General features: G+C 48.2%; 19 protein-coding genes and 5 pseudogenes. 15 read left to right on the forward strand and 9 right to left on the reverse strand.

Annotated elements, in window-relative coordinates; genetic code table 11:
• Positions 1–2 precede the first annotated feature (2 nt).
• The 4 genes and pseudogenes from queG to folE form a co-directional block, all read left to right on the forward strand.
• A pseudogene (queG, locus tag RE628_RS03520) lies at positions 3–1,201 on the forward strand (tRNA epoxyqueuosine(34) reductase QueG); the annotation flags it as partial.
• 174 nt (positions 1,202–1,375) lie between these two features.
• The gene (locus tag RE628_RS03525) at positions 1,376–2,413 is read left to right on the forward strand and encodes an HD-GYP domain-containing protein (RefSeq protein WP_309157442.1); all 1,038 of its coding nucleotides are present in this window, start codon (positions 1,376–1,378) and stop codon (positions 2,411–2,413) included.
• A 101-nt stretch (positions 2,414–2,514) separates the two neighbouring features.
• Positions 2,515–2,793: a YneF family protein gene (locus tag RE628_RS03530; protein ID WP_309159350.1), complete on the forward strand. Its 279-nt coding sequence runs from the start codon at positions 2,515–2,517 to the stop codon at positions 2,791–2,793.
• Positions 2,794–3,387, forward strand: a complete 594-nt coding sequence (gene folE / locus RE628_RS03535) for a GTP cyclohydrolase I FolE (protein ID WP_309157443.1) — start codon at positions 2,794–2,796, stop codon at positions 3,385–3,387.
• A 163-nt stretch (positions 3,388–3,550) separates the two neighbouring features.
• Here folE and RE628_RS29470 read toward each other — a convergent pair.
• From RE628_RS29470 to RE628_RS03545, 3 genes and pseudogenes are all read right to left on the reverse strand, one after another.
• A pseudogene (locus tag RE628_RS29470) lies at positions 3,551–4,179 on the reverse strand (superoxide dismutase); the annotation flags it as partial.
• A 372-nt stretch (positions 4,180–4,551) separates the two neighbouring features.
• A pseudogene (locus tag RE628_RS29475) lies at positions 4,552–4,893 on the reverse strand (DUF2935 domain-containing protein); the annotation flags it as partial.
• A 278-nt stretch (positions 4,894–5,171) separates the two neighbouring features.
• A complete protein-coding gene (locus RE628_RS03545; protein WP_309157444.1) occupies positions 5,172–6,179 on the reverse strand; it encodes an alpha/beta hydrolase in 1,008 nt (335 codons plus the stop codon).
• Positions 6,180–6,453: 274 nt separating this feature from the next.
• Here RE628_RS03545 and RE628_RS03550 point away from each other — a divergent pair, with 274 nt between their 5' ends.
• Positions 6,454–7,203 carry an IclR family transcriptional regulator gene (locus RE628_RS03550; RefSeq protein WP_309157445.1) on the forward strand — a complete coding sequence of 250 codons (750 nt, stop codon included), beginning with the start codon at positions 6,454–6,456 and terminating at the stop codon, positions 7,201–7,203.
• Between the two features lie 95 nt (positions 7,204–7,298).
• Here RE628_RS03550 and RE628_RS03555 read toward each other — a convergent pair.
• From RE628_RS03555 to acnA, 5 genes and pseudogenes are all read right to left on the reverse strand, one after another.
• Positions 7,299–8,075: pseudogene (locus RE628_RS03555) on the reverse strand (alpha/beta hydrolase family protein); the annotation flags it as partial.
• Positions 8,003–9,004 (reverse strand): stalk domain-containing protein, encoded by a 1,002-nt coding sequence (locus tag RE628_RS03560; protein ID WP_375143036.1) that lies wholly within the window; start codon positions 9,002–9,004, stop codon positions 8,003–8,005. The pseudogene RE628_RS03555 and the gene RE628_RS03560, both read right to left, overlap by 73 nt.
• Complete coding sequence (locus RE628_RS03565) at positions 8,941–10,035, reverse strand: DUF1648 domain-containing protein (RefSeq protein ID WP_309157448.1); 1,095 nt, start codon at positions 10,033–10,035, stop codon at positions 8,941–8,943. Before RE628_RS03565 ends, RE628_RS03560 begins: the two co-directional genes overlap by 64 nt.
• Before the next feature lies 1 nt (position 10,036).
• Positions 10,037–10,435, reverse strand: a complete 399-nt coding sequence (locus tag RE628_RS03570) for a GntR family transcriptional regulator (RefSeq protein WP_309157449.1) — start codon at positions 10,433–10,435, stop codon at positions 10,037–10,039.
• A gap of 155 nt (positions 10,436–10,590) precedes the next feature.
• Positions 10,591–13,308, reverse strand: coding sequence for an aconitate hydratase AcnA (gene acnA / locus RE628_RS03575; protein ID WP_309157451.1), 2,718 nt, complete (start codon positions 13,306–13,308; stop codon positions 10,591–10,593).
• 473 nt (positions 13,309–13,781) lie between these two features.
• On the opposite strand from acnA, the gene RE628_RS03580 reads away from it, so the two are divergent.
• The 5 genes and pseudogenes from RE628_RS03580 (at position 13,782) to RE628_RS03600 (ending at position 17,877) form a co-directional block, all read left to right on the forward strand.
• On the forward strand, positions 13,782–14,786 hold the full coding sequence (locus tag RE628_RS03580; RefSeq protein ID WP_309157452.1) for an amidase domain-containing protein: 1,005 nt from the start codon (positions 13,782–13,784) through the stop codon (positions 14,784–14,786).
• Between the two features lie 57 nt (positions 14,787–14,843).
• Positions 14,844–15,940: pseudogene (locus RE628_RS03585) on the forward strand (D-alanine--D-alanine ligase).
• A 55-nt stretch (positions 15,941–15,995) separates the two neighbouring features.
• The gene (locus tag RE628_RS03590) at positions 15,996–16,313 is read left to right on the forward strand and encodes a hypothetical protein (RefSeq protein WP_309157454.1); all 318 of its coding nucleotides are present in this window, start codon (positions 15,996–15,998) and stop codon (positions 16,311–16,313) included.
• 346 nt (positions 16,314–16,659) lie between these two features.
• On the forward strand, positions 16,660–17,562 hold the full coding sequence (locus tag RE628_RS03595) for an inositol monophosphatase family protein (protein ID WP_375143037.1): 903 nt from the start codon (positions 16,660–16,662) through the stop codon (positions 17,560–17,562).
• A gap of 51 nt (positions 17,563–17,613) precedes the next feature.
• The gene (locus RE628_RS03600; protein ID WP_309157455.1) at positions 17,614–17,877 is read left to right on the forward strand and encodes a hypothetical protein; all 264 of its coding nucleotides are present in this window, start codon (positions 17,614–17,616) and stop codon (positions 17,875–17,877) included.
• Positions 17,878–18,089: 212 nt separating this feature from the next.
• Here the strand turns inward: RE628_RS03600 and RE628_RS03605 are convergent, their stop codons facing one another.
• Positions 18,090–18,743, reverse strand: a complete 654-nt coding sequence (locus tag RE628_RS03605) for a class I SAM-dependent methyltransferase (RefSeq protein ID WP_309157456.1) — start codon at positions 18,741–18,743, stop codon at positions 18,090–18,092.
• 238 nt (positions 18,744–18,981) lie between these two features.
• Here RE628_RS03605 and RE628_RS03610 point away from each other — a divergent pair, with 238 nt between their 5' ends.
• The 5 genes from RE628_RS03610 to RE628_RS03630 are packed head-to-tail and all read left to right on the forward strand — an operon-like array spanning position 18,982 to position 23,610.
• The gene (locus RE628_RS03610) at positions 18,982–19,290 is read left to right on the forward strand and encodes a hypothetical protein (RefSeq protein WP_309157457.1); all 309 of its coding nucleotides are present in this window, start codon (positions 18,982–18,984) and stop codon (positions 19,288–19,290) included.
• Positions 19,227–21,158: a glycoside hydrolase family 65 protein gene (locus RE628_RS03615; protein WP_309159353.1), complete on the forward strand. Its 1,932-nt coding sequence runs from the start codon at positions 19,227–19,229 to the stop codon at positions 21,156–21,158. The genes RE628_RS03610 and RE628_RS03615 overlap by 64 nt, the downstream gene beginning before the upstream one ends.
• Entirely contained in the window at positions 21,050–21,277 is a 228-nt protein-coding gene (locus RE628_RS03620; RefSeq protein ID WP_309157458.1) for a glycosyl hydrolase family 65 domain-containing protein, read from the forward strand. Before RE628_RS03615 ends, RE628_RS03620 begins: the two co-directional genes overlap by 109 nt.
• A gap of 3 nt (positions 21,278–21,280) precedes the next feature.
• On the forward strand, positions 21,281–22,333 hold the full coding sequence (locus RE628_RS03625; protein ID WP_309157459.1) for a glycoside hydrolase family 65 protein: 1,053 nt from the start codon (positions 21,281–21,283) through the stop codon (positions 22,331–22,333).
• A complete protein-coding gene (locus RE628_RS03630; protein WP_309157460.1) occupies positions 22,234–23,610 on the forward strand; it encodes a glycosyl hydrolase family 65 domain-containing protein in 1,377 nt (458 codons plus the stop codon). The genes RE628_RS03625 and RE628_RS03630 overlap by 100 nt, the downstream gene beginning before the upstream one ends.
• Positions 23,611–23,631 lie beyond the last annotated feature (21 nt).

Raw genomic sequence — 23,631 nt, forward strand, 5'->3', positions numbered from 1 at the left:
GCATGGAGCTGAAGACAAATACCAATATAGCAGATCAAGCGGGATGGGACAGACTTAAGCAAGAAATTATTGAAGCTGCTCCATCGCTTGGAATAGATGATATCGGGTTTGCTACTGCGGACCCATTTTTGTCATTGAAGGCGGTTCTACTCGACCGCCGGGCTAAGGGTTACGAGTCAGGTTTTGAGGAGCCTGATATCGATAAGAGGGTTTATCCCGGGTTGACGCTGGAGCAACCGGCGTCTCTAATCTCGATTGCAGTGGCCTACCCATCCAAAATGAACAATCCACCAAAGTCAGAGCCGGGACAGCGTAGAGGAATTCTTGCCCGATCGGCATGGGGGAAGATTATCATCTAGTGCTGCGCAGAGCGATGGCCAAGCTTGAAGAATTCATTCGTGAACGTGTTCCAGATGCACGTTTGGAGAGCATGGTTGATACAGGCGCTCTGGTGGACCGCGCTGTCGCTGAGCGGGCTGGAATTGGGTTCAAAGCGAAAAATTGCATGATTATTTCACCCGAATGGGGATCATGGATTTATTTGGGTGATATGATCACCAATATTCCATTTCCGCCAGACACGCCGGTAACAGAGGACTGCGGCGAATGTACAAAATGTATCGACGCTTGTCCAACAGGTGCATTAGTCGGTCCTGGAGTGCTGAATGCGCAGCGCTGTGTTTCTTTTCTGACACAGACCAAAGGATTTCTGGATGAGGAATTCATGATGAAGATCGGCAACCGCTTGTACGGCTGCGATACATGCCAGATGGTCTGTCCTAAGAATAGAGGGAAGTCGTGGAACCATCGTCCCGAGCTGCTGCCTGATCCGGAGACGGTGAAGCCACTGCTGCTACCGATTCTCGATCTAAGTAACCGGGAGTTCAAGGAACGGTTTGGGAGCAGTGCAGCCGCATGGCGCGGCAAGAAGCCGATCCAGAGGAACGCGCTGATCGGACTTGGTAATTTCAAGGATCGTAGTGCGGTGCCGAAGATTGTTGAGGTAATGCTTAAGGATCCTCGGCCAGTAATGCGGGGTACAGCAGCCTGGGCTTTAAGCCGCATAGGCGGCCAGGAAGCGCTAGACGGTGTGCAGAGGGCGCTTGTTGTTGAACAGGACGAGGAAGTGCTAGAGCGGCTTCATCGTGCCGAGCAGAAGTTAATTGAGGCGGAGAGTGCATCGGAACAAGAGAAGCATGAATAGAAGTAGTAGAAGAATGACTAGGGCACAGCGGTTATATAGATGCCAATTGGAAGTTAATTTCAGTTGCTTTTTGCTCAAACTCAGGGGCCATTGACCGATATTTTATAGAGAGATAAGTAATTAAAGATATAGTCAGTGACAAAATGGGATGGCTACCGAGGGGGATAAATCATGAGATTTATGAGTGTTGAGGACATTGAGCCCGGACAGATACTAGGAAAAACCGTATATTCCGCAAATGGGACAGTGCTACTGTCTGAGGGTATTCAGCTTACGGTTTTTATGATCAATACATTGAAACGGGTTGGTGTCACTATGCTCTACATCAAGGATCCCGGGTTCGAGGATATCGAAATAGAGGATGTATTGAGTGATTCAACGAAGCAGGCTGTATTCAGAGATATGAGCGAGACGATGGAAGCGATCCGATCCGGTAAGGACTGGAGCACGCGAAGAATAAACACCACTGCGGATGCCCTTTTGACGGATGTTCTGAACAATAAAGAGGTAATTATCCAGCTTACCGATATTCGGACAAATGATAATGCTGCTTATATGCATGCGGTGAATGTCTCTTTGCTGTCTACCATGATCGGTCTAAATTTGGGCCTTAATTACTCACAATTGAAGGATTTGGCTATTGGTGCGCTGCTTCATGATATCGGTAAATCAATTCCGTTGCCAGAGGGGGCGGATGAGTCGGATATGAAGAATCATCATACCTGGCGCGGATTTGAGATATTGAAGAACAAGCGTGAATTTAACCTGATGATCGCCCACACGGCGTTGCAGCATCATGAGCGATTGAATGGAAGCGGGTTGCCACGTGGTCTGGATGAAGGACATATTCATATCTTCCCGAAAATTGTAGCTATCGCCAATATGTACGATAACTTGATCGCTGGCGGTGAGGGAAGTGGAGGTCGTCCGCTGCTGCCGCATGAAGCTTGTGAGCGCCTGATGGCCTGCTCTGAACAAGAGCTAGATCATGATGCGCTGGTGGAGTTCACAAGGATTGTATCCGTCTATCCTAACGGCTCATCGGTGCGGTTGTCTACGAAGGAGACTGGCGTCGTTGTTCGTCAGCACCGCGGTCTGCCAGGCAGACCGGTCATTCGCATTGTTCACGGTACGAGTGAAGAGATGGAAGTGAAGGAAGTAGATCTCGCTACAGAGACTACCATTTTTATAGAAGCGGTTTTGGCTTGAATACTACGGTGGCAGAATGCTATTATATGTTGAGTAACTCTAGCCATGCACAGGATGCATGATGAAATTTGAAGATTGAGTACAGGGGGAGTCCAGGAATGATGAGTTATGTAATTCCTATTATCACTTTAATCGTTGGCTTGATCGGCGGATTCGCGATCGGCGTCTTCTATCTGAAGAATCAGCTCTCGAAGATGCAGAATGATCCGCAAATGCTGCAAAAGATGGCCAAGCAGATGGGCTACAATTTGAACGGCAAGCAGATGCAGCGTGCGCAGCAAATGATGAAAAATCAGGCGCCGGCAATGACTGGCAAGAAGAAAAGAAGTAGAATTAAGGATACTAGAAATGTTGATTTGATTGAAAGGAGGAGGCGCTAAATGTCAGGATTAAAGGATTATGTAAATACACATGTTGGTGAAAATCGGGAGAAGGTTGAGTACCATGTCCGCGAAATATTGAAGCTGATTGGCGAAGATGTTGAGCGGGAAGGGCTGATCGAGACTCCTGCCCGCGTGGCTCGGATGTATGAGGAGATCTTTGCCGGGTATGAGATAGATCCTCGTGAAGTACTGGGAGTCACCTTCGAAGAAGATCATCAGGAACTGGTCATCGTGAAGGATATCGTATATTTCAGCCAATGTGAACACCATATGGCGCCTTTCTTCGGCAAGGCACATATAGGTTATATTCCAAGCGGAAGAATTGCTGGGCTTAGCAAGTTGGCTCGGTTGGTGGAAGCGGTGACCCGTAGACTGCAGGTTCAGGAGCGGATCACTTCACAAATTGCCGACATCTTGGAAGAAGTGCTTGAACCGCAAGGTGTGATCGTTGTCGTCGAGGGAGAGCATATGTGTATGTGTGCCCGTGGCGTGAAGAAGCCAGGTAGCAAGACAATCACCTCGGCGGTAAGAGGTACCTTCCGTACCGATGCTGCTTCTAGAGCAGAGTTTCTATCACTAATTAAAGAATAATTAGAGGTAGTTCATGCACTAATTGAATTTGACAATCGATCCTTCAGTATATCCGACCGACAGCGTAAAAATAGCTGCTAGATGGATATACTGGAGGATTTTTTGTAACTTGAGAAGCTTCAAGGTCATCAGCGGATAAGCTGTAATCAGAAAAAGGCAGCCTCTAAAAGGGCTGCCATTTCAATTTCCTCGCTTGTTCAAAGCGCTTCGCAACTGCTGGCCAGTAGACGACATTCCACCAATCCTCGATATATTTGGCACGCTCATTCTGGTGCTTTAGATAATAGGCATGCTCCCATACGTCCAGTGGAAGCAATGGGACGACATCCCATTGGGACAAATTTTGATGCTTCTCAGCTGTAAGTATCTCTAATCTATGGCTGCGCGGACTCCAGACGAGAATCGCCCAGCCGCCCCCTCGACCTTCTCGGCTGCTTTCGAGAATTGATTGTGGAAGGCATCATAGCTTCCAAAATCACGTTTGATTTGTTCCATCAGCTCCCCTTCTGGTTTACCGCCACCTTTTGGATTCATAGTATCCCAGAAGATCGTATGCAAATAATGGCCGGCACCGTTGAAGGCTAATTCTCGTTCCCAGTGCTTCACTAGGTCGAAATTTCCTGATTTCCGTGCCTCCTGTAATTTTTTCTCGGCTGTATTCAGACCTTCTACATAGGCTTTATGGTGAATATCGTGGTGAATGCGCATCGTCTTCTCATCGATATAAGGCTCCAAGGCATTATAAGCATAAGGAAGGGGCGGTAAAGTATGTTTGCCAATCGGAACGGGGTGGTCCCTATCATTTGGTGGATCATTAGGATCAGCTTTATTAACTTTATTAACTTGATTGGCAGGATTAGCAGGATTAGCAGGATTAGATGAGTTAATCGGATTGGCGGAATTCACAAGATTACTTTCGCTTTGTTCCTTGCGGATATTAGAAGAGACGGCAGCTTCAGATTCACTAGCAGTAATATCGTTAGTTATCATTACTTCACTGATGAAGGTGCTATTTCCCGAAACTACGGAGATGCCGGCTTGCAGATTTTGCTCATCAGTGTCAATCCCAGGTCTTGGATCATGCGGGGCATTTATGCTTTGGGCTTTCAGCAAGAAATGTTCAGATTCTTGAATGACATGCCGCAGTAATGCCTGGGCGTGAGGATCGGACTGGACAGCAGCACTATGATCGAGAATATAGCATAGCTGCCTGATGAATTCTTGGGATTGCCGGCAGGAAGCATCAAGAAGCTTCTCGACCTCTTTCATGAAATGGGGGTCTGAGGACGCTTTGGTGTTGCTTAAGGCATGTTGCAATAGGCGGCCTGCCTCCTCCTGCGTAGCACAGAAAATGTGGTACCATTCGTCAAGCAGTTTGACGTATTCGGGTTCCAGCCCGGGAACAGCCGCCTTAATTAATTGCGTGTGCCTAGCTTCCTGGCGCTTCCAGCAGAAGATCTCTTCCAGAATACGCACAGGCAAATAGGGACCATAAATGAATAGCATTCATTAACCTCCTCGGTCGTATGTCATTATACTTAGTTTATTAACGAGGTAGGTTGACCTATACTATAAAATCATGTCCGTTTTGATCACGAAGTAAATCAGGAAGTTACTCGGCATCGAATCTTGAATTCAGCCGGGCCTAAGCTGATGCTTACGAAGTCATGTTTCCTACGGAAACATCTTAGGTGCTCACGTACCAACTACGTACGCTCCGCTCCTCAGTCCCTAGCTTCATCCAACCTTCTCGGTGCTGAAAACCGGCCTTTTTGGAACACGCACTAAGGTCTGCTGGAGCCCATAGAGGCTTCAGCACGTCCAAGGAAGCTCGAGACAAGACGTAAGTACTCCTTTGGATGCTCGCGGAAAATCAACTCATGATGAGAATCCTTGACGATCCAGACATCAGAGATCGGGTTCGTCTGGTTCTCGGCTAATTGTTCGGCGATCGGATAAGGAGCCTTATCGTCTTTGGTGCCGTGAATGAACAAAATCGGAAACGGATAGTCTTCCGTCTTGACCGCTTGATATGGAATTTGTCGCAGACTTGTGCCATTCAACACGGGCAGCAGCAACCCGATAATTTCCAGAGAAGGATGGCGCGGTAAATCTATATGTTGTCGAATGTTATGATACATCGTATCCGGCTCAAGCAGGAAAGTGCTGTCCAGTATCATGGCATCGATATCTTTGGTATATAGAGCGGCCTGCAGTGCTGTACCAGCTCCCATGGAGAAGCCCCAGACGATGAGCTCATCGCCTTCATGCTGCTTGGCATATTGGATTGCACCTAATAGTTGCTGGGCCTCTTTCTTCCCTCCGGTTGCTACTTCCTTACTGCCTTCAGCGGCAAAGCCATAGTCGAACATAAGGACATTGAAATTCAAACGATGAGCATAGTGGGCTAGATCATACATCGGAATCCAGCTCTCCTCTCGATTCGCGCCATAGCCATGACTGAACACAATCGTCTTGTGGGAAGAATCCGCAGGTATATACCAGCCTTGCATCATCCGACTGCCATCCGCAGCCGGGAAGGATACATTATAATAATCCAGATTTTTGGCAAGTTTCGGGTTGGAGTAGAGAGGGGCTACTGTCGGATTGGACAACACCCATGCGATGAACCCGTGTAGAGCAACAAAGCAGAAGATTAAGAAGAAGATAATAGATAGCAACAGAGCGACGATAATATTCTTAAGACTAATCCGTCTCGATTTATACACGGAAGAGTCAGGACCGATCCGTTCAGGTTGCAGAGGAAGATCGTTGTGGTTCAATAATTTCATGGATGCTCCTCCTCATCTAGAATAATTTTAATTATTATATGTCAGGTTGCAAGAAAACACTTTCTACGAAAAATTAAAACGTTGATAGTCGTGAATTCTGTCGAAAAAAGATGATTTTTGAAAAAAACTATGAAAATATCGTACGGCTCCCTTTTCAGATTGTCAATGTATAGGGGGCAATTTATAGTTGCATCATTGACGGATGAGATGGTTTTCTCATATAATTTATGTAACTGAGTTTCATATAGTGAAACGTAAGGGAGGAGATTCCGATATGGAAGATCGAAAATTAACCGTGCGCGCCGTAGAACGGGCGCTTGACATATTGATGTGCTTTACGAAGAAGGATGACCTTGGGTTAACGGAAATAGCCGCGGAGATTGATCTGCACAAGAGTACGGTGCATCGCTTGTTGAATACCCTTGAGGAGAAGGGATTCGTAGTTCGCAATGCGTCCACCGAGAAATATAGATTAGGCCTGAAAATATGGGAACTATCCGCACATCTGTCGCATAATGATGATCCGGCAGTGCTGCTTCTTCCACAAATGGAGCAGCTTCGTGATCGTCTCGGCGAAACGGTAAGCCTATATTTGCGTGACGGAATCGATCGTTTGCGTATCCAGGCGGTACAGAGCAATCAGGCTATTCGAAGGGTAGCACCCGTTGGCGCCAGGCTTCCACTGTTCGTCGGAGCGTCCAGCAAGGTTCTTGTAGCCTATGCGGATGAGTCGGTACTTCAGGCAGTGATGGCTAGTCCCGACTGGCCGGAATCGGTTGACCGCAATGTCTATGTGGAGCAGTTGCAGGATATTCGCAGGCAGGGGTATGCTATAAGCTATGAGGAACGTGAGCCCGGTGCTTCGGCTGTTGCTGCACCGATTTTTAACCGGAATGGTAAAATCGCTGCTGCCTTGTCTCTATCGGGGCCGATAAGCCGTATGAATCCCCAGAAACTGCATGAGTACGGCCCGATGCTGATCGAGGCCGTGAGAGAAATGGGAATGATGATTCAAACCAGTTAACTTAATATTGAATGTTATGTTATCAGAAGACGAAAAATCGCGAGTCCATGGCCAATAAGGCTTGGCGGACTCGCGATTTGTTGTTATAGAGAGTATTATTTGATTCCTTTAATCCAGGAGGCAATATCGTCAATAATTTCCTTCGACACATTGGACGGGATAACGTATTCGGCCCCGATCGATACTCCTTTATATTCGGTTAATAGGTGATTTACGTTCGGATATGATTTGAACTGTACATTCGTACGATCCTTCAATGCTGTTTTCCAGCCTTCAAATTGGTTCATCGTGACCTGCCAATCATTCTCACCTTGGAGAATCAACATAGGAACGTTCTGCCCCTTGGCCAGATCGGCAGGAACATAGTTCTTCTGTTCAAAGAACCAGTAAGCAGGCTGGAGCGGGAACTGCTCCGGCATATGATCTACTGAATACTGCGGATCATCCACCATATTAGCGATAGCGGTATATTGAGCGGCCTGCTGTTCGTATGCAGTCGCATCGATGCCGAGCTCCTTAACACGCTTAACCAGTCCTTGCTGTTGTTCAGCCAGTACATCGACAAATTTGCCGCTGGGTCCGGATAATAGAACTGTTCCTGCAACATCCTTATTGGTGTCAGCAGAAATTAGCAGTGGCATTGCATATCCGCCCTGACTATGGCCTATAACGAAAATGCGGGAAGTGTCGATGCTTGCGTTGTTCTTGAGCAATTTTACCGCCGACAGCGCATCATCTACGGTCTCCTTCTTCAATGTGAACTTCGGATCTGCCGTGATTTTATATGTATGCTCGTAAGTTACTTTATCATAGCGTAATACGGCAATCCCTTGCGAAGCGAGCCCTGCTGCCAGATCACGAAACGGCTTGGCGCCACCAAATGTAACATCGCGGTCTTGCGCCCGGAGCCATGAACGAGGACGACAGCCGGGAACGGTCCTTCTCCCTTAGGCAATGTAAGCGTCCCCGGTAATGCCAGGTCGCCTTGGCCCACGATAACTTCTTGCTCGGTGTAACTGTCCGCTTTGTCATAGGACGGCTTCAAGTAGCTAGAATCATTAGTAGCAGGCGCGATGTTCAGATCATCAATTAGCCCGGACAGGTTCAGACGAATCGTTATTTCAGCCGATACGGTCCCGGCCTGGATCGCGTAGGTTACATTCCGGTGCACGGAATTGGTCTTCTCTGTCTTGGCGCCGGTTAGCTTCATTTTACCCAAAATGGTCTCAAAATTGCTCCATAATACGTTCAATTTGTTCTGTGGAAGAGTGGCCGCGAATGATTCGCTGACATATTGTGCTGCCTGGGCACCGTTTCCGGATTGCAGTGCATCTACGAACAAGTCGGCCGGATCGCCGGATTGCTGCGAATTCTTGAATAGATCATCGATAAATTTAGAATCGGCCAGAGCGCGTCCGGATACGACGGTGACTGGGTGATCCATAGCTACTTGCTTGCCATTCACAATGGCTCCATTTTTACCTATCTCCAGTACGATTACGCTATCGTCTTTGGTAATGGTGATCGTGTGAGTCTTTTGATTCCATTTGACGTCAGCTCCATATTTAGCAGACGCTTCCCTAATCGGCGTAAGCGCAGTGGAACTGCTGGAAGTAGTGGCCGCAGAAGCGGCCGAGGGCAGCATGAGACTTAAAGCAAGTGTTACAGCGGCTGCTGTTAGCATAGTTTTGTTCTTGTCTAACATACAATTACCTCCCCATGATTTAAAAATATATGTTATTTCGCGAAAACGTAAGTCAACGCGATAAAACCAAAAATACCAAGCAGGATAAACCAACATAACGGGTGCCCTAAATTCAACGTCCAGCCGATACCGAATCTTTTTTCTACAAAGAGGGTCGGGTCATTTCGATTGAAATAGATGGCTCCGAGTTTCCAGTTGCGGTCATTATTTACAGGCTCAAGCTTGGAGCCAGAAGCTGGACGTTCGATCCTGCTTCCGCCTTGGCCCGTCCTGAAGGAGATGACGATGGCGAACAGGACGATTAAGATAGGCACGAGTAAACTGATAAGAATTAAGCTGTTCGGGCCAACCTGACCCAGCATATTAAACTGAATCAAGGAGAACAGAAGTACTAATGCCAAACCGGACAATACCGTAAACAGCGACCAGCTGCGGCGAAAGGCCGCGTTCTGGCGGATCGACCGCTGCGGATCATCGGGATGAATCTGCTGTTTACTGCTACGGATGCTCCAATTTAATAGCATGAACAGTAGCGTTACAAAGATTTGCAGGATCGTCGGAAAAAGTACTGTCTGATATGATTTGGCGGCGCTGTTAACTACGTTCCCTGCAAAGTCGAATTTCATCGGAATTACGTTCGGAATTTGATCATATCGGACCAATATAGCGATAAGCCCTACAAGAATAATGGGCACATGGATCAGAAACCATTTGTTGGAGAACACTAGCTTGCCTTGGCGGAACCCTGTATCCACAGCCAGAATAGACGGCGACGGGGTAGAGGGGAGCGAAGGAAGCAGCTTTTTCATTTTAAAATAATGGGTTATGTTCATTGTCATTGAGACCAGAATCGTTATCACTACATAAGCTACGATAATCCCGTTCTGATTTGAAGAATTGTTGTTTAGCAAACCGACTATACACAAGATGAACAGGACAGCATAAATTATGCCGCTGATTAAGCTATATGACCTACGCATACGACGAAGCGGCTCGCTGCGGTAATTATCCTCGCTAACGGTTACGCCGAAGCTTATAGTTTCTCTCGTTAGATAGGGCATGGCAGCTAATAAAACCATCACCGGCAAAAATATTAAGGCTGTCAGAAGGGAAGATAGTATATTCATATCACTCGATCTCCTTGTCTGTATGCACTATTTCTCGATAAATTTGCTCAACTTCTTGAAGCAACTGTTCCTGGCTCTTTCCGCGGCAGATTGCTTCCGCAACGATGGGTTTAAGTTCACCGCGCATCTTATTCTTGTAGGGCTCGGTAAACCCCGGCATTTGGTCCGGGTTAATGACTACCCCTTTCTGGCGGTGTATATGGATGAAGCCGTCTTGCTTGAGCTGAGTATACGCCTTATTGACCGTGTGGAGGTTAATACCTATATCTGAGGCCAAGCTGCGTACGGAAGGCAGAGGTTCGCCCGGCTTCAGCCTGCCGCTGGCAATACCCTCAATGATTTGATTTACTAACTGAGTGTATATCGGAAGCTCAGATTGCATATCAAGCTGGATAATCATCGTCGTCACCTTCTTTGTTATAACTGTTATACTTATAATATAACAGGTGTATTATTGGTGTAAACCATAAAAGACCTTCCATTCGCCCTGAATCCTAGCTTCAGGTGAATAGGAGGTCTACTTATTACGGTGAATGTTCGTATAATTCCAGACGATTAGTTCGCTGCGCTGATCATTTGGCGCAGTACGGTTTGCAGAATACCGCCGTTATGGTAGTAGTCCACATCAACCATGCTGTCGAGGCGAGCGATTGCAGTAAACTCGAAACTGCTACCATCTTGGCGCGTCCCCACAACCTTCAATTCTTGCCCTGGCTTAACATCATTGCTCAGGTCGAGAATATCGAAGGTTTCTGTGCCATCGATATTCAGCGTCTTCCAGCTCGTTCCTGCCGGGAACTGCAGTGGAAGTACGCCCATGCCGACGAGGTTGCTGCGGTGGATTCGTTCGAAGCTCTCCGCGATAACGGCCTTCACGCCGAGCAAGTAGGTTCCCTTGGCTGCCCAGTCACGCGAGCTACCTGTTCCGTACTCCTTACCAGCGAGCACGACCAGGTTCTGGCCTTCGCCTTGATATTTCATTGCCGCATCATAGATCGACATTACTTCGTCGGTCGGCAGGTACTTCGTTACACCACCTTCTGTTCCAGGGGCTACCTGGTTACGAATGCGGATGTTGGCGAAGGTACCGCGCATCATGATCTCATGGTTGCCGCGGCGCGATCCGTAGGAGTTGAAGTCCTTGCGGGCCACTCCGCGTTCGCTCAAGTAATGTCCAGCAGGGCTGGAAGGCGAGATATTGCCGGCTGGCGAGATATGGTCGGTCGTAACCGAATCGCCAAGCAGAGCCAGCACACGAGCACTACGGATATCAGCGATATCTTGCATGCCCTCGCCAATCTTCTCGAAGAACGGCGGGTTCTGAATGTAGGTTGATTTCTCATCCCATTCATAGAGCTCACCCTGAGGGACAGCAATCGAATTCCAGCGTTCGTTCTGCGTAAAGACATGCTCATATTTGCTGCGGAACATCTCTGGACTAATCGAAGAAGCGATTGCTTCCTTGATCTCCAACGAGGTTGGCCAGATATCCTTCAGATAGACTGGTTCGCCTTGTTGGTTATAGCCGAGCGGATCATTCTGGAGGTCGATGTTCACCGTACCAGCGAGAGCATAAGCAACGACGAGTGGGGGTGAAGCGAGATAGTTCGCTTTGACCTGCGCATGTACCCGTCCTTCGAAGTTACGGTTTCCGGATAATACAGCTGCTACAGTAAGGTCATTATCAGCAATTGCGCTACCAACTTCCTCTGGAAGCGGTCCGGAGTTTCCGATACAGGTAGCGCAGCCATAGCCTGCCACGTAGAAGCCGAGCTTCTCTAATGGCTCGATCAGACCGGACTTCTGTAAATATTCGGTGACGACGAGCGATCCCGGAGTCAAGCTGCTCTTAACATAACCCGGCTTGGTCAGGCCACGTTCTACTGCTTTCTTGGCGAGCAGACCCGCACCCAGCATTACGCTTGGGTTGGATGTGTTCGTACAGCTCGTAATTGCTGCGATAACTACAGCACCTGGAGCAAGCTCACTTGTGCTTCCGTCAGGATGAGTGACCGGAACACGCTGCGCGATCTTCTCATCGCTCAGGCCGTAGCCGCCTTTATCAATAGGAGTACGGATAATATCGTTAAATTTGTTCTTCATTTCAGTGAGCACAATTCGGTCTTGCGGACGCTTAGGTCCAGCCAAGCTCGGTACGACCGTTGAGAGGTCCAGCTCAATCAGATCTGAGAACTCTGGATCAGCAGTCTCATCGGTGCGGAACATGCCCTGCGCTTTATAGTAGGCTTCAACGAGCGCGATTTGCTCTTCGCTACGGCCTGTGCTACGCATGTAAGCAAGCGTCTCCTTATCAACCGGGAAGTAACCGATCGTAGCGCCGTATTCCGGTGCCATGTTGGCTACGGTTGCGCGGTCAGCGAGACTGATGTTAGCTAGACCAGGTCCATAGAACTCGACGAATTTGCCAACAACGCCTTTCTTACGCAGCATTTCTGTGACCGTCAGTGCCAGGTCGGTTGCTGTTGCGCCTTCATTCAAGCTACCGGTCAATTTGAATCCGATAACTTCAGGCGCTACAAAATAGAGCGGTTGTCCGAGCATGCCGGCTTCCGCCTCGATACCGCCAACGCCCCAGCCGACAACACCCAGGCCGTTGATCATCGTAGTATGAGAATCTGTTCCGACTAGGGAGTCTGGATACACTACCGTCTCACCATCTACCGTCTTAGTAGCGGCTACCGAGGCGAGGTATTCCAGGTTAACCTGGTGCACAATCCCGGTTGCAGGCGGTACTGCACGGAAGTTGTTGAATGCGGTCTGAGCCCAGCGCAGGAAACGATAGCGTTCTTCATTCCGTTCGAATTCAATGTTCATATTATATTCTAGCGCTTCAGGGGAACCGAAGGCATCAACCATGACAGAGTGGTCGATAACGAGATCGACAGGAACGAGCGGGTTGATCTGCTTAGGATCGCCACCAGCTTTCTTCACGGTATCGCGCATCGCAGCCAAATCAACAACAACCGGTACACCGGTGAAGTCCTGCAGTACAATTCTTGCCGGGATAAATGGGATTTCCTTGTTCTCATCGCGGCCCTCGGCCCAGCCAGCGATTTGCTTCACATGTTCTTCAGTAATAGCTCTGCCGTCATACTGACGAATTGCCGCCTCAAGCAATACCTTGATAGAGAATGGCAACTTGGAAATTTGTCCCAGTCCTTGCTGTTCCAACGTTTGCAGATCATAGTAGCGGTAGTCTTTTCCATCAACAGACAAATGACGGGCAGCAGTGAAAAAATCGTTCTTTGACATGAAAGTACCTCCTTGTTCCATTAGGTGAAACACAATTTCATATTCCGTTATAATCAGTATACCGTCCCCGCTGAAGTGAGTAAAGTGTTTTTTGTCCAGTATCTTCTTATATAAATTGAGGTTCAAAAAGGCAGTTTCACATTTGTAAAGGACGCCAGCAACGCTTATAAGCTAGAAATAGTTGTTTGTAGATTTTAACGGACGCCACAGACACTTAAACGCTGTGAACCCAGCGAAAAGGGACATTTCTACTAATTAACCTGCATCTATGTCCGTTAGAGATCATAATGTTCGAAATTTTCCCACTAAGAGGCCGTGGTGTCCGTTATGAGCACTGTGACGTTAAGTGTTCTCCAATTTGGATCCATGTCATAAAGTCCGGGTACAGAAACAAGGATACCTCTATTAGTACATACTCATTATTATGCGTTCATATAAATAGAATGGGTATGTATTAGAAGGAGGCGAGAACCATGGCGGATGAATGGAGAAGAGCGCTGACGAAGTATGTGAATCAGCTGAATCAGGATGAAGTCGATTACCGGGTTCGTACGGAGGATTCCGTCGTGACCGATCTGGATTATTTAATTCGCAGCGGGGAACGTAAACATAGGCTGGAGATATGGTATAGGGAACGCGGGGCAGCTCCGGTTAGATGTGAGACGAAGGCAAGATTGGTTCGTGAGATTGAGCATCGAGTGGGAGAGATGGAAGTTGAGCTACTATTGTTGCAGAAGATCTATTATGACAAGGGTGGAGCGAGGCATCAGGAGAAGCGGATCGATCAGCAGCGACTAACTCTCTTGCGCGATGGGGATGGCTGGACAGTGTCCCGTGTATTCCAAGCTATTCCGGAACGAAGCGCTCCAGTAAATGTTGCCTCTATATATAATCAACATTATTCGATGAAGAGTGATCCTCCCCGTCCATACCTCAATCATCAAATTCTCGGCGGGGGAGTAGGCCAGCGAAGTACAGCTTATCGGCGTGAAGACGCCGTATTGTACGCAGATCGCTGGTGGGATAGCTATAATCCGGAATTTGCCCAATTTGAAGTCGATTGCACCAGTTATATCTCCCAATGTCTCTTTGCAGGCGGAGCCCCAATAAACTATACTGGAAAAAGAGAATCGGGCTGGTGGTATAAAGGATATGTAGGCAAACAGGAGGCGTGGAGCTATAGCTGGGCGGTGGCGAATGCTCTGCAGCTATATTTGACCCATAGCAACTCCCATTTGCGCGCGGAGATCGTTGACCGTCCTGAACTGCTTCAGTTAGGAGATGTCATTATTTACGACTGGGACGGGAACGGTGCATATCAGCACAGTACAATCGTAACCGCCTTTGACGCTGGCGGCATGCCGCTCGTGAATGCGCATACGACGCCAAGTCAGCATCGCTATTGGGACTATCGGGATTCCTATGCCTGGACCGAGAATACCGTATATCGGTTTTTCCATATTGCGGACCGGTTCTGATATCCGGGAGTTTGAATCGATCAAGACGTGTATTTATTTTTAGAAAAGAGGTTACCCATGGGACAGGACAAATTGACTGTAGGGCTGATTTATGGAGGTAAATCTGGAGAACACGAGGTGTCACTACAGACGGCTCTGGCAGTCATGCAGGCTTTTGATTACGAAAAATATGAATTGCTGCCTTTCTATATTACGAAGCAAGGGGAGTGGAGAGTCGGCAGCAACCAGTCCACTCCTTTTACTGAGTTAGAACAATTGAAGCTAGAATCGGATGCGGGGGATACGAGCGCGGCGATTAATATGCTATTTAGCAAGCTGGCAACCGGAGAAGCGAAGATTGATGTCGCCTTCCCACTCTTGCATGGTACAAATGGAGAAGACGGCACAATTCAAGGCTTGTTCGAAATAGCGAACATTCCATATGTAGGAGCAGGTGTATTGGCTTCGGCTGCTGGTATGGACAAAGTCATTATGAAGAAACTATTCGCCGATGCAGGAATCGAGCAGTGCGGATACTGTTATTTCACCGATAGTGAATGGGAGCGCGATAGTTTCTCGCTAATTCAGAAGGTCGAAGAGAAGCTAGGTTATCCATGCTTCATTAACCGGCCAATCTTGGCTCCAGCGTAGGAATATCAAAGGCGAAGACAAGAGACGAGCTTGTTAGCTCGGTCAAGCTCGCACTCCGTTATGATATCAAAGTCATTGTTGAGGAATTCGTTGAAGCCCGTGAGGTTGAAGTCGGGGTGCTCGGCAACGATATTCCGCTGGCTTCCGTACCAGGAGAAATCGTATCCTCCGGCGAATATTACGATTATCAAGCCAAATATCTCGATGGTAAATCCCAAATGATGATCCCGGCCCAGCTCGATATCGAACTGGCTGAACGGATCCGCGATGTGGCGGTTAAAGCCTTTAAAGCCATCGATTGTAATGGGTTGTGCCGGGCTGACTTCTTTATACGCAAGACGGATGGTCGTATCTTAATTAACGAAGTGAACACAATGCCAGGCTTCACACCGTACAGCATGTACCCTCTTTTGTGGAGAGAGACAGGACTTTCTTATGAGACGTTGCTTGGCCGCTTGATCGAGCTGGCACAGGAACGGTTCGCGAAGAGACAGGATCTGTTCTTTGAAAATGGGGTTAATTAATCCGGCAAAACCGGTTAATAGCAGATGAGAATTCAGAATTGAAAGGGAGATGAGCATGGGGTTTCAGACGGAGTTTAATTCGGTATGCAAGTTCAAGAATGAACAGGAGCTGTTCGACCTGTTGGAATATGGCCGCGGTAAGATGCGCAAGGAGGGATTACGCGTATTCCCAACTGGGCAGAAGGTCATTGCTTATAGCCCAGATAATAAAGCTGTGGCCATTGTGAAGATTACGGCCTGCGTAGCTGAGATTAACTTCAACGGAGAAGAAGTGACCGCAGTCGAGTTAGATTTGGTACGTCCGTTGACGGATGAAGAATCTGCTATCCAAACTTCGCTTGCATACGAAATGTTCTTCGGAGATGCCAAGTAATTCGGGTCCCTTTTGCTCTGGAGTTTGTCCTCATAGAGTTTCATTCGCCTGAGGGACAAGCTTTTGAGAGGAATCTTATGAATTCCCTCCAGGTTTATTTTTTCTTATGGCGGGAACTCTGTAAATAGAAGATCTATTGTAGTTGTTAATTTTCGTAAGAGGTTCGTAATTGGCCGTACTATGTGGCTGGTTACGGACTTTTTGTATAATTGGTGGTATATTAAATATAGACAATTTGCTGCTATACCGCCTGATTTTCTGTATAAATCACTCAAATGATGCAACTTTACGCCAATCGGGGCGTATATTTAAAAAAGGTAAAAATTACAAGATTCATAGAAGTGCTATGCAAATTGAAAATCAATTAGAAAGTAGTGTGAAACCATTGGAACCTAAGCCTAAAATTCCATACGTAGTAGGAAGCAAGAGTCCGACGGCTGTGGCAATCAACAGTGCCTCCAAAGCGGGAGAATGGATTAAGAGCCGGCTTGGATTAATTAAGGAAATAAATACGAAATGCTCACCGCAAGATCTAGTCACCGATGTTGATAAAGGGGCGGAGCTGATGATCCGCAAGCTGATCCTGACGCATTTCCCGGATCATACGATTCTTGGGGAAGAGGGCGTTGATCCTGGTGCTGAAGCATCCGCGAATGCATTGACAGAGGCGAAGAAGGAAGCAGACTACTTATGGATTATCGATCCGATCGACGGGACAACGAATTTTGTTCAAGGCTTTCCTTTCTTCTGCGTGTCGATTGCCTTGGCTTATCGTGGTGAGGTTATTATAGGTGTAATCTATGATCCGATTCGCGACGAGATGTTCGTTGCCGAGAAGGGCAAGGGAGCATATGTTCATGGCAACCCGGCGCGGGTGTCGCGAGATGATAAGCTAGCGGACAGCGTGCTGGCGATTGGCTTCAACCCAGATCGTGAAGTTGCGCTCCCTGTTAATATGAAAGGGATTGCCGCACTTTCGGACAAAACCCGCAGTCTGCGCGCGGCAGGATCTGCAGCTTTGCATCTTGCCTATGTTGCCGCAGGACGGCTTAGCGGCTATTATGAGGTCGGTCTGAATTCATGGGATATCGCTGCTGGCGCTCTGCTGGTTAAGGAGTCAGGTGGTATCGTTACAGATACGGTAGGCAATCCTTATGATATTGGCGTTCGCCATCTGGTTGCCAGCAATGGCAAAATCCATCAGGAGCTGCTTGATGTATTGAAGACTGCCGAAGCCACGGGAATTTAGCGATACATCTTATAGAATTAGGATTCTGATTCGAAAAGGAGTTCAAATACCATGAGCGATGACAACAAGTTGGAACGGGAATTGAATGAACTGCTAACAGAAGGCGAGCCGATTACAGAGGAGGAGCGCCGCGAAGAAGGACGCCGTCGCCTGTCGCCCCGATATGAGGTAAGAATTCAGACTCAGCTTGATCCGATCGTGGAGGAGACAAACAAATACCGTAAAATCGCCAAGGAAATTGATGACCGATACGATAATTATCTGAAGAAAACGGGACATAAGGATGAAGAGAAGTGCGATGACAAGGAGTCATAACTGAAGCTGCAACGGATACCACCATGGACAGAATGGGGTATCCGTTTTTTTGTGATTGTCTGTTTTTTTCAGTCATGCAGCTAATGGACTACGTCTGTTCCTTGATGGCAACAATTCGCAGCCGTTTGTAGTCTCCGTACCAATCACCGTCAACCAGCAGATCTTGTTCAGCAGATCTAGCGATGAGCTGAATCGCCTGTTCCATCTCAGGCTCACTCAGGGAGTGTAGGAATGGATCTGCGGCAAACAGACGGAGCCAGTGATTCATGCCATCTGTACCGCCTTCCAGCTTCAGTAGGCCGGTCGAAGTGTACGGCATAGGTTACTCGGAAGCCCTGCTTTTCTAATAAACTGCTGTATTCGCCTAGGCTTGGATAGTACCAGGGATTGAGCGGCGTGGCATCGATACCGTAGTTCTCGCCGAGTACTTTGGTGATGTGCTTGACGATGATATCTACATTGCCTTTGCCACCGAATTCAGCCACGAATCTTCCCCCATCTTCTAAGGCATGATACACGGACTTGACTACACTCTCCGCGTCTTTTATCCAATGTAGCGCGGCGTTGGAGAACACGGCTTGAACAGGTCGTTCAACAGAGAAATGGGTCGCATTCTGAACCGCAAACTTCAGGTCTGGATATTTAAGGCGAGCCTGCTGAATCATCGTCTCCGATAAATCAAAGCCATTAACAACAGCCCCTGTCTTGGCAATCTCATAAGAGATATCGCCTGTACCGCAGCCGAGATCAATGATTACTTCCCCAGCCTGTGCGTTTAGGAGCTCGAGCACACCCTTACCGAATTCAGATACAAACCTGAATTTCGTATCGTAGAGCTTGGCGTTCCATACCTGTCTTGCCTCCATGATCGGACCTCCTCAATATGAATTGCCTCTATTGTTGCATACAAATTTGGATTGGTTAAATATATAAAATCAATCTCGCTGATAGGTTATTCCTATTAATGGGCGAAATCTGGTTCAAGTTCAGTAAGATCGCGCATAAGCTCATTAGTCCTGGACATTCGTAAAGGGCAGTATTTAGGCTAATCTGGATGAAGGGCATGAAAAGAACAGAACTAATATTCAATAGGGAGAGATCAATATGCCGAAGATAGCAGACAAATATTTAGTCGTTGATCCATGGAAGATCGTAGAGGAAGGATTCGATCCACAGCGCAGCCGAGTGTCGGAGTCTATTTTCTCGTTAGGCAATGAATATATGGGGGTTCGCGGCTATGCCGAGGAAGGCTATAGCGGAGACACATTGATAGGCAGCTACTTCAATGGATTATTCGAAGAGAGCGAGGTTGGGCGCATTATAAGGGGATCATTCGCTCATTGCGCTTTATGGTCAACGGAGTTGACTGGTTATATACACGCATTACGATCGACGATGAGACTTTCGATATGAGAACGAGCGAGTTCACGGATTTCCGTAGGGAGCTAGATTTCAAGCGGGGCGTATATACACGGCAGTTTATCTGGCATATGCAGAACAGGAAGAGCATCCAGCTTACTTTCGAAAGGCTGATTAGCATGCAGGTCTCGAACCTGGGATGTCAGCGAATCGTCCTAAAGCCGCTCAACTTCGCCGGTACAGCCCAAGTTATCACGGGGCTTGACTTTGCGACGATCCATGAAGATCAGGATACAAGATATTGGGAGGGCGTGAAGCAGGGCAGTCAACATGGAATTACTGCTATGCTGGGCCGGACGGCGAATACAGGAAATCGGCTGTTCTCAAGCTATCGACTTGATCTGCCGATGGGAGCCAAGAGCGGGACATTAAGTGAAGAAAATTTCATAGGTGATGAGATCGTCCTGAACCTGAAGAAGGGAGAAGAGACTGTTGTAGATAAGCTGGTCATCAATTATGCAGATAAGGATCAGGAGCAGAGTGATGATGAAGTCTGGTCCAAGGGCATGAAGCTGGCTAAGCAGTACGCCGAGGTGGACTACAAGGCTGCTGCGGAGCAACAGGAGCAATATTGGGCGAAGGTATGGGAGCACTCTGATATCGTTATCGAAGGGGACCCTGAGAATCAACAAGGGATTCGCTTCTGTATTTTTCAATTGTATCAGACTTATCATGGCGACAATCCGGGCTTCAACATTGGGGCGAAGGGTCTGACCGGGGAAGCATATCGTGGCTTGGCCTTCTGGGATACAGAGTCTTACTGTCTACCGTTCTATATCTTCAATAATCCGAAGGCAGCGCGCAGCTTGCTAGAGTTCCGCTATAAGACCTTGCCGCAAGCGTTGGAGAGGGCGAAGGAACTCGACTGTGCAGGTGCGTTCTATCCGATTGCGACGATCGATGGGACGGAGAGCTGTGATCTGTGGCAGCATTCCAATCTGCAGCTGCATGTAGGCACGGCAGTGGCTTACGGGATTCGTCATTATGTGAATATTACAGGTGACAAGGCATTTTTATATGAAAAAGGTCTGGAGATGCTGATTCAGATCAGCCGCTTCTATGCGACCCGTGGACAGTGGGGACAGAAGACGGGCAAATACGGTTATTTTGGGGTTATGGGACCGGATGAGTTCCAGCTTATGGTGAACAACAACTGTTACATTAATCTGATGGCGAAGAAAATGTTCGACTATACGCTAGAGACGATCGCTGAGATGGAGCAAGCTCAGTTGTCTGCTTTTGTAGCGCTGGCAGATCGCCTCGAGTTAACGGTACAGGAACAGATGGAATGGAAGAATAAGGCGGACAACATGAAGATTCCTTATGATGAGGAGACGGGAATCTATGAGGAGCATGACGGCTTCTTCGATATGCCGCATCTTGATATTCATTCGATCCCGGTGACCGAATTTCCACTCTATTCGCACTGGTCCTATGATCGTCTCTATCGCTATGACATGATTAAGCAGCCGGATGTGCTTATGTTCATGTTCTTGTACAGCGGAGAATTCTCGCGCGAAGCGAAGCGGGCTAATTACGATTATTACGAGACGAGATGTATCCATGAATCGTCCCTGTCTCCATCGATTCATTCGATTCTGGCAGCGGAGATCGACAGGCCTGCGGAAGCCTACAAGTTCTTCGAATTCGCAACCCGGCTTGATCTTGACAATTATAACCGCAACACGCGGGAGGGGCTGCATACAACTTCGATTGCGGCTGCTTGGATGAATATTGTGTACGGATTCGGGGAATGCGCTCGGATGGAGATAAGCTGGTCTTTAATCCGACGATTCCAGAGCGCTGGAGCCAATATTCCTTCCCAATCACTTATCAGGGAACTGAGCTCGCGATCGAGGTGAACCAACAGCGGGTGAAGATTAGTGTACGTAGCGGGGAAGCTGCTTCGATCAATGTCTATGGCCAGGATTATATCGTTGGTCCAGCAGGGATTGAGCTGAAATTGAAGAAGGTGGGATGAGCTATGAGCTGGATCATTGAAGAGAGCGGCTTCGATAAAGAACGAATCGCCATAAGCGGCAATAAATTCATGACTGGCAATGGCTATATGGGCTATCGTGGTACGCTGGATGAGTTCACATTTTCCGAGCTAACCGCAACCATTCCAGCTGGATTATACGATAAAGTGGGTGATAAATGGCGTGAACCGATCAATGCACCGAACGGGTTATCAACCACGATGGTGTGCGACGGAGTGTCTTTAAGTGTGCTCGAGCTTGAGCCGCTTGAACACGAACAAGAGCTGGACATACGCCACGGCGTACATCGCCGTAGGACAGTATATCCGGCGCCGGGTGGAGGAAGCGTTGCTTTTGAATCGGAACGCTTCTGCAGTATGCAGCGTCTGCATTTGCTCGTCAATCGCGTAACGATAACTTGCAGCCAGGATTGTGAGTTAACTATTACTACAGGGATCGACGGAGGAATATGGGATATTAACGGTCCACATTTGGAGCGGACGGAAGGCAAAATGCAGGATGGAGTACAGGGGGAGACGTTGATCTTAACCGGTTGGACACATGAGCTGAACATTCCGGTCTCGGTCAGCCATTCCCTCGACTGTAGATTCGGGGAGCAGCGCACCATCGAATCCGGCGACTTTCTCGGCAAGGAGATCCGCTTACAGGCTGAAGTGGGTAAGAGCTATACCTTCTACAAGTATGTGTCCGTATTTACTGGTCTGGATGAGGCTGTGGACACTATTATGGCAGGATTAGAGGATAGTCAGGAGGCTGCAGCGTCTGGATACGAAGCGTTGTATGCCGAGCATGCCGACTGCTGGGAACGAAAATGGCAAGAGACAGACGTCCGTATCGAGGGAGACGATGAAGCTCAGCTCGCGTTGCGCTACAGCCTTTACCAGCTGCATATCATTGCCCAGGACATTCGGAGAAGCTGTCGATCCCTGCGCGGGGCTTGTCAGGACAGGTATACAAAGGCGCTGTTTTCTGGGATACAGAGATGTTCATGCTCCCGTTCTTCTTGTATACTCAGCCAGACATCGCTCGTAATCTGATGATGTACCGTGTTCATACGCTGGATGGCGCGCGCAGGAAGGCGGCGGAGTATGGCTATGAAGGAGCGTTCTATGCCTGGGAGAGCCAGGAGAACGGGGATGATGCCTGCACATTGTTTAATGTTAATGATGTGTTCACCGGGCGTCCGATGCGAACCTATTTCCGCGATAAGCAGGTGCACATCAGTGCGGATGTAGCTTACGGCATCTGGCAGTATTTCATCTTCAGCGGAGACGATAGTATTCTGCTGGATGGTGGAGCAGAGACGGTGCTGGAATGCGCTCGTTTCTTCTACTCCTACGCTTACTATAATTCTGTTAAATCCCGCTATGAGATTCTGGATGTAACCGGACCGGATGAATATCATGAGCGGGTGAATAACAACGCCTTCACAAATGCGTTGGTTAAGCGTTGTCTGCATATTGCGCTGAAGGTTCTTGATTATTTGCAGGGCAAACATCCAGACTTGGCCGAGTCTCTTACGGTGGACAGTCGGATTAAGCCGGAGCACCTTCGCGACATGTATGAGCGTTTGTACATTCCACAGCCTACTGAAGGCAGCGGAGTGATCGAGCAATTCGACCGCTACTTCACGCTGGAGGACGTAACACTGGAGCAGTTGAAGTCAAGAGTCCTGAACAAGCATGAATATCTTGGCGGAGGCAATGGACTGGCGACGACGACGCAAATTTTGAAGCAAGCCGATGTTGTTCTGATGCTGCATCTGTTCAAGGAAGAGTTCAGCAGGGCGATCAAGCAGCGTAACTGGGAGTTTTATGAGCCTCGTACGGAGCATGGGTCGAGCTTGAGCTCCTGTATTTATGCGTTAGTAGCTGCAGATATCGGCTTATCAGATTGGGCATATCCTTACTTCAAGCGCACGGCTACGATTGATCTGACCGGAGATTCCAAGCAGTATGTCGGCGATTTGTATATCGGGGGTACGCATCCTGCAGCCAATGGAGGAGCGTGGATGGCAGCGGTGCTCGGCTTTGCGGGTATGAGGTTCGACGGGGAAGCTGTCTTCATTGCCCCATCCTTGCCTAAGGCATGGAGTTCGGTCAGCTTCCCGCTTCGACTGAGAGGGGCCAGCTTCACTGTTACGATCGAAGCAGATCAGGTGAAGGTGGAGGCTGCGGAAGAGAATAAGGCCTCGATCGAGTTCCGAATTGAGCGACGGATTAACGAGGGAACTGAGTTAACGGATTCGGAGGTTGCAGCTAGTTTAGAGAACGTAATGGCAGCCCCGGGCCAGATTCTATCTATTTCTTTGTAATGATATGGATAGTAACAGGAA

The sequence above is a fragment of the Paenibacillus sp. D2_2 genome (assembly GCF_031199965.1).
GTDB lineage: Bacteria > Bacillota > Bacilli > Paenibacillales > Paenibacillaceae > Fontibacillus.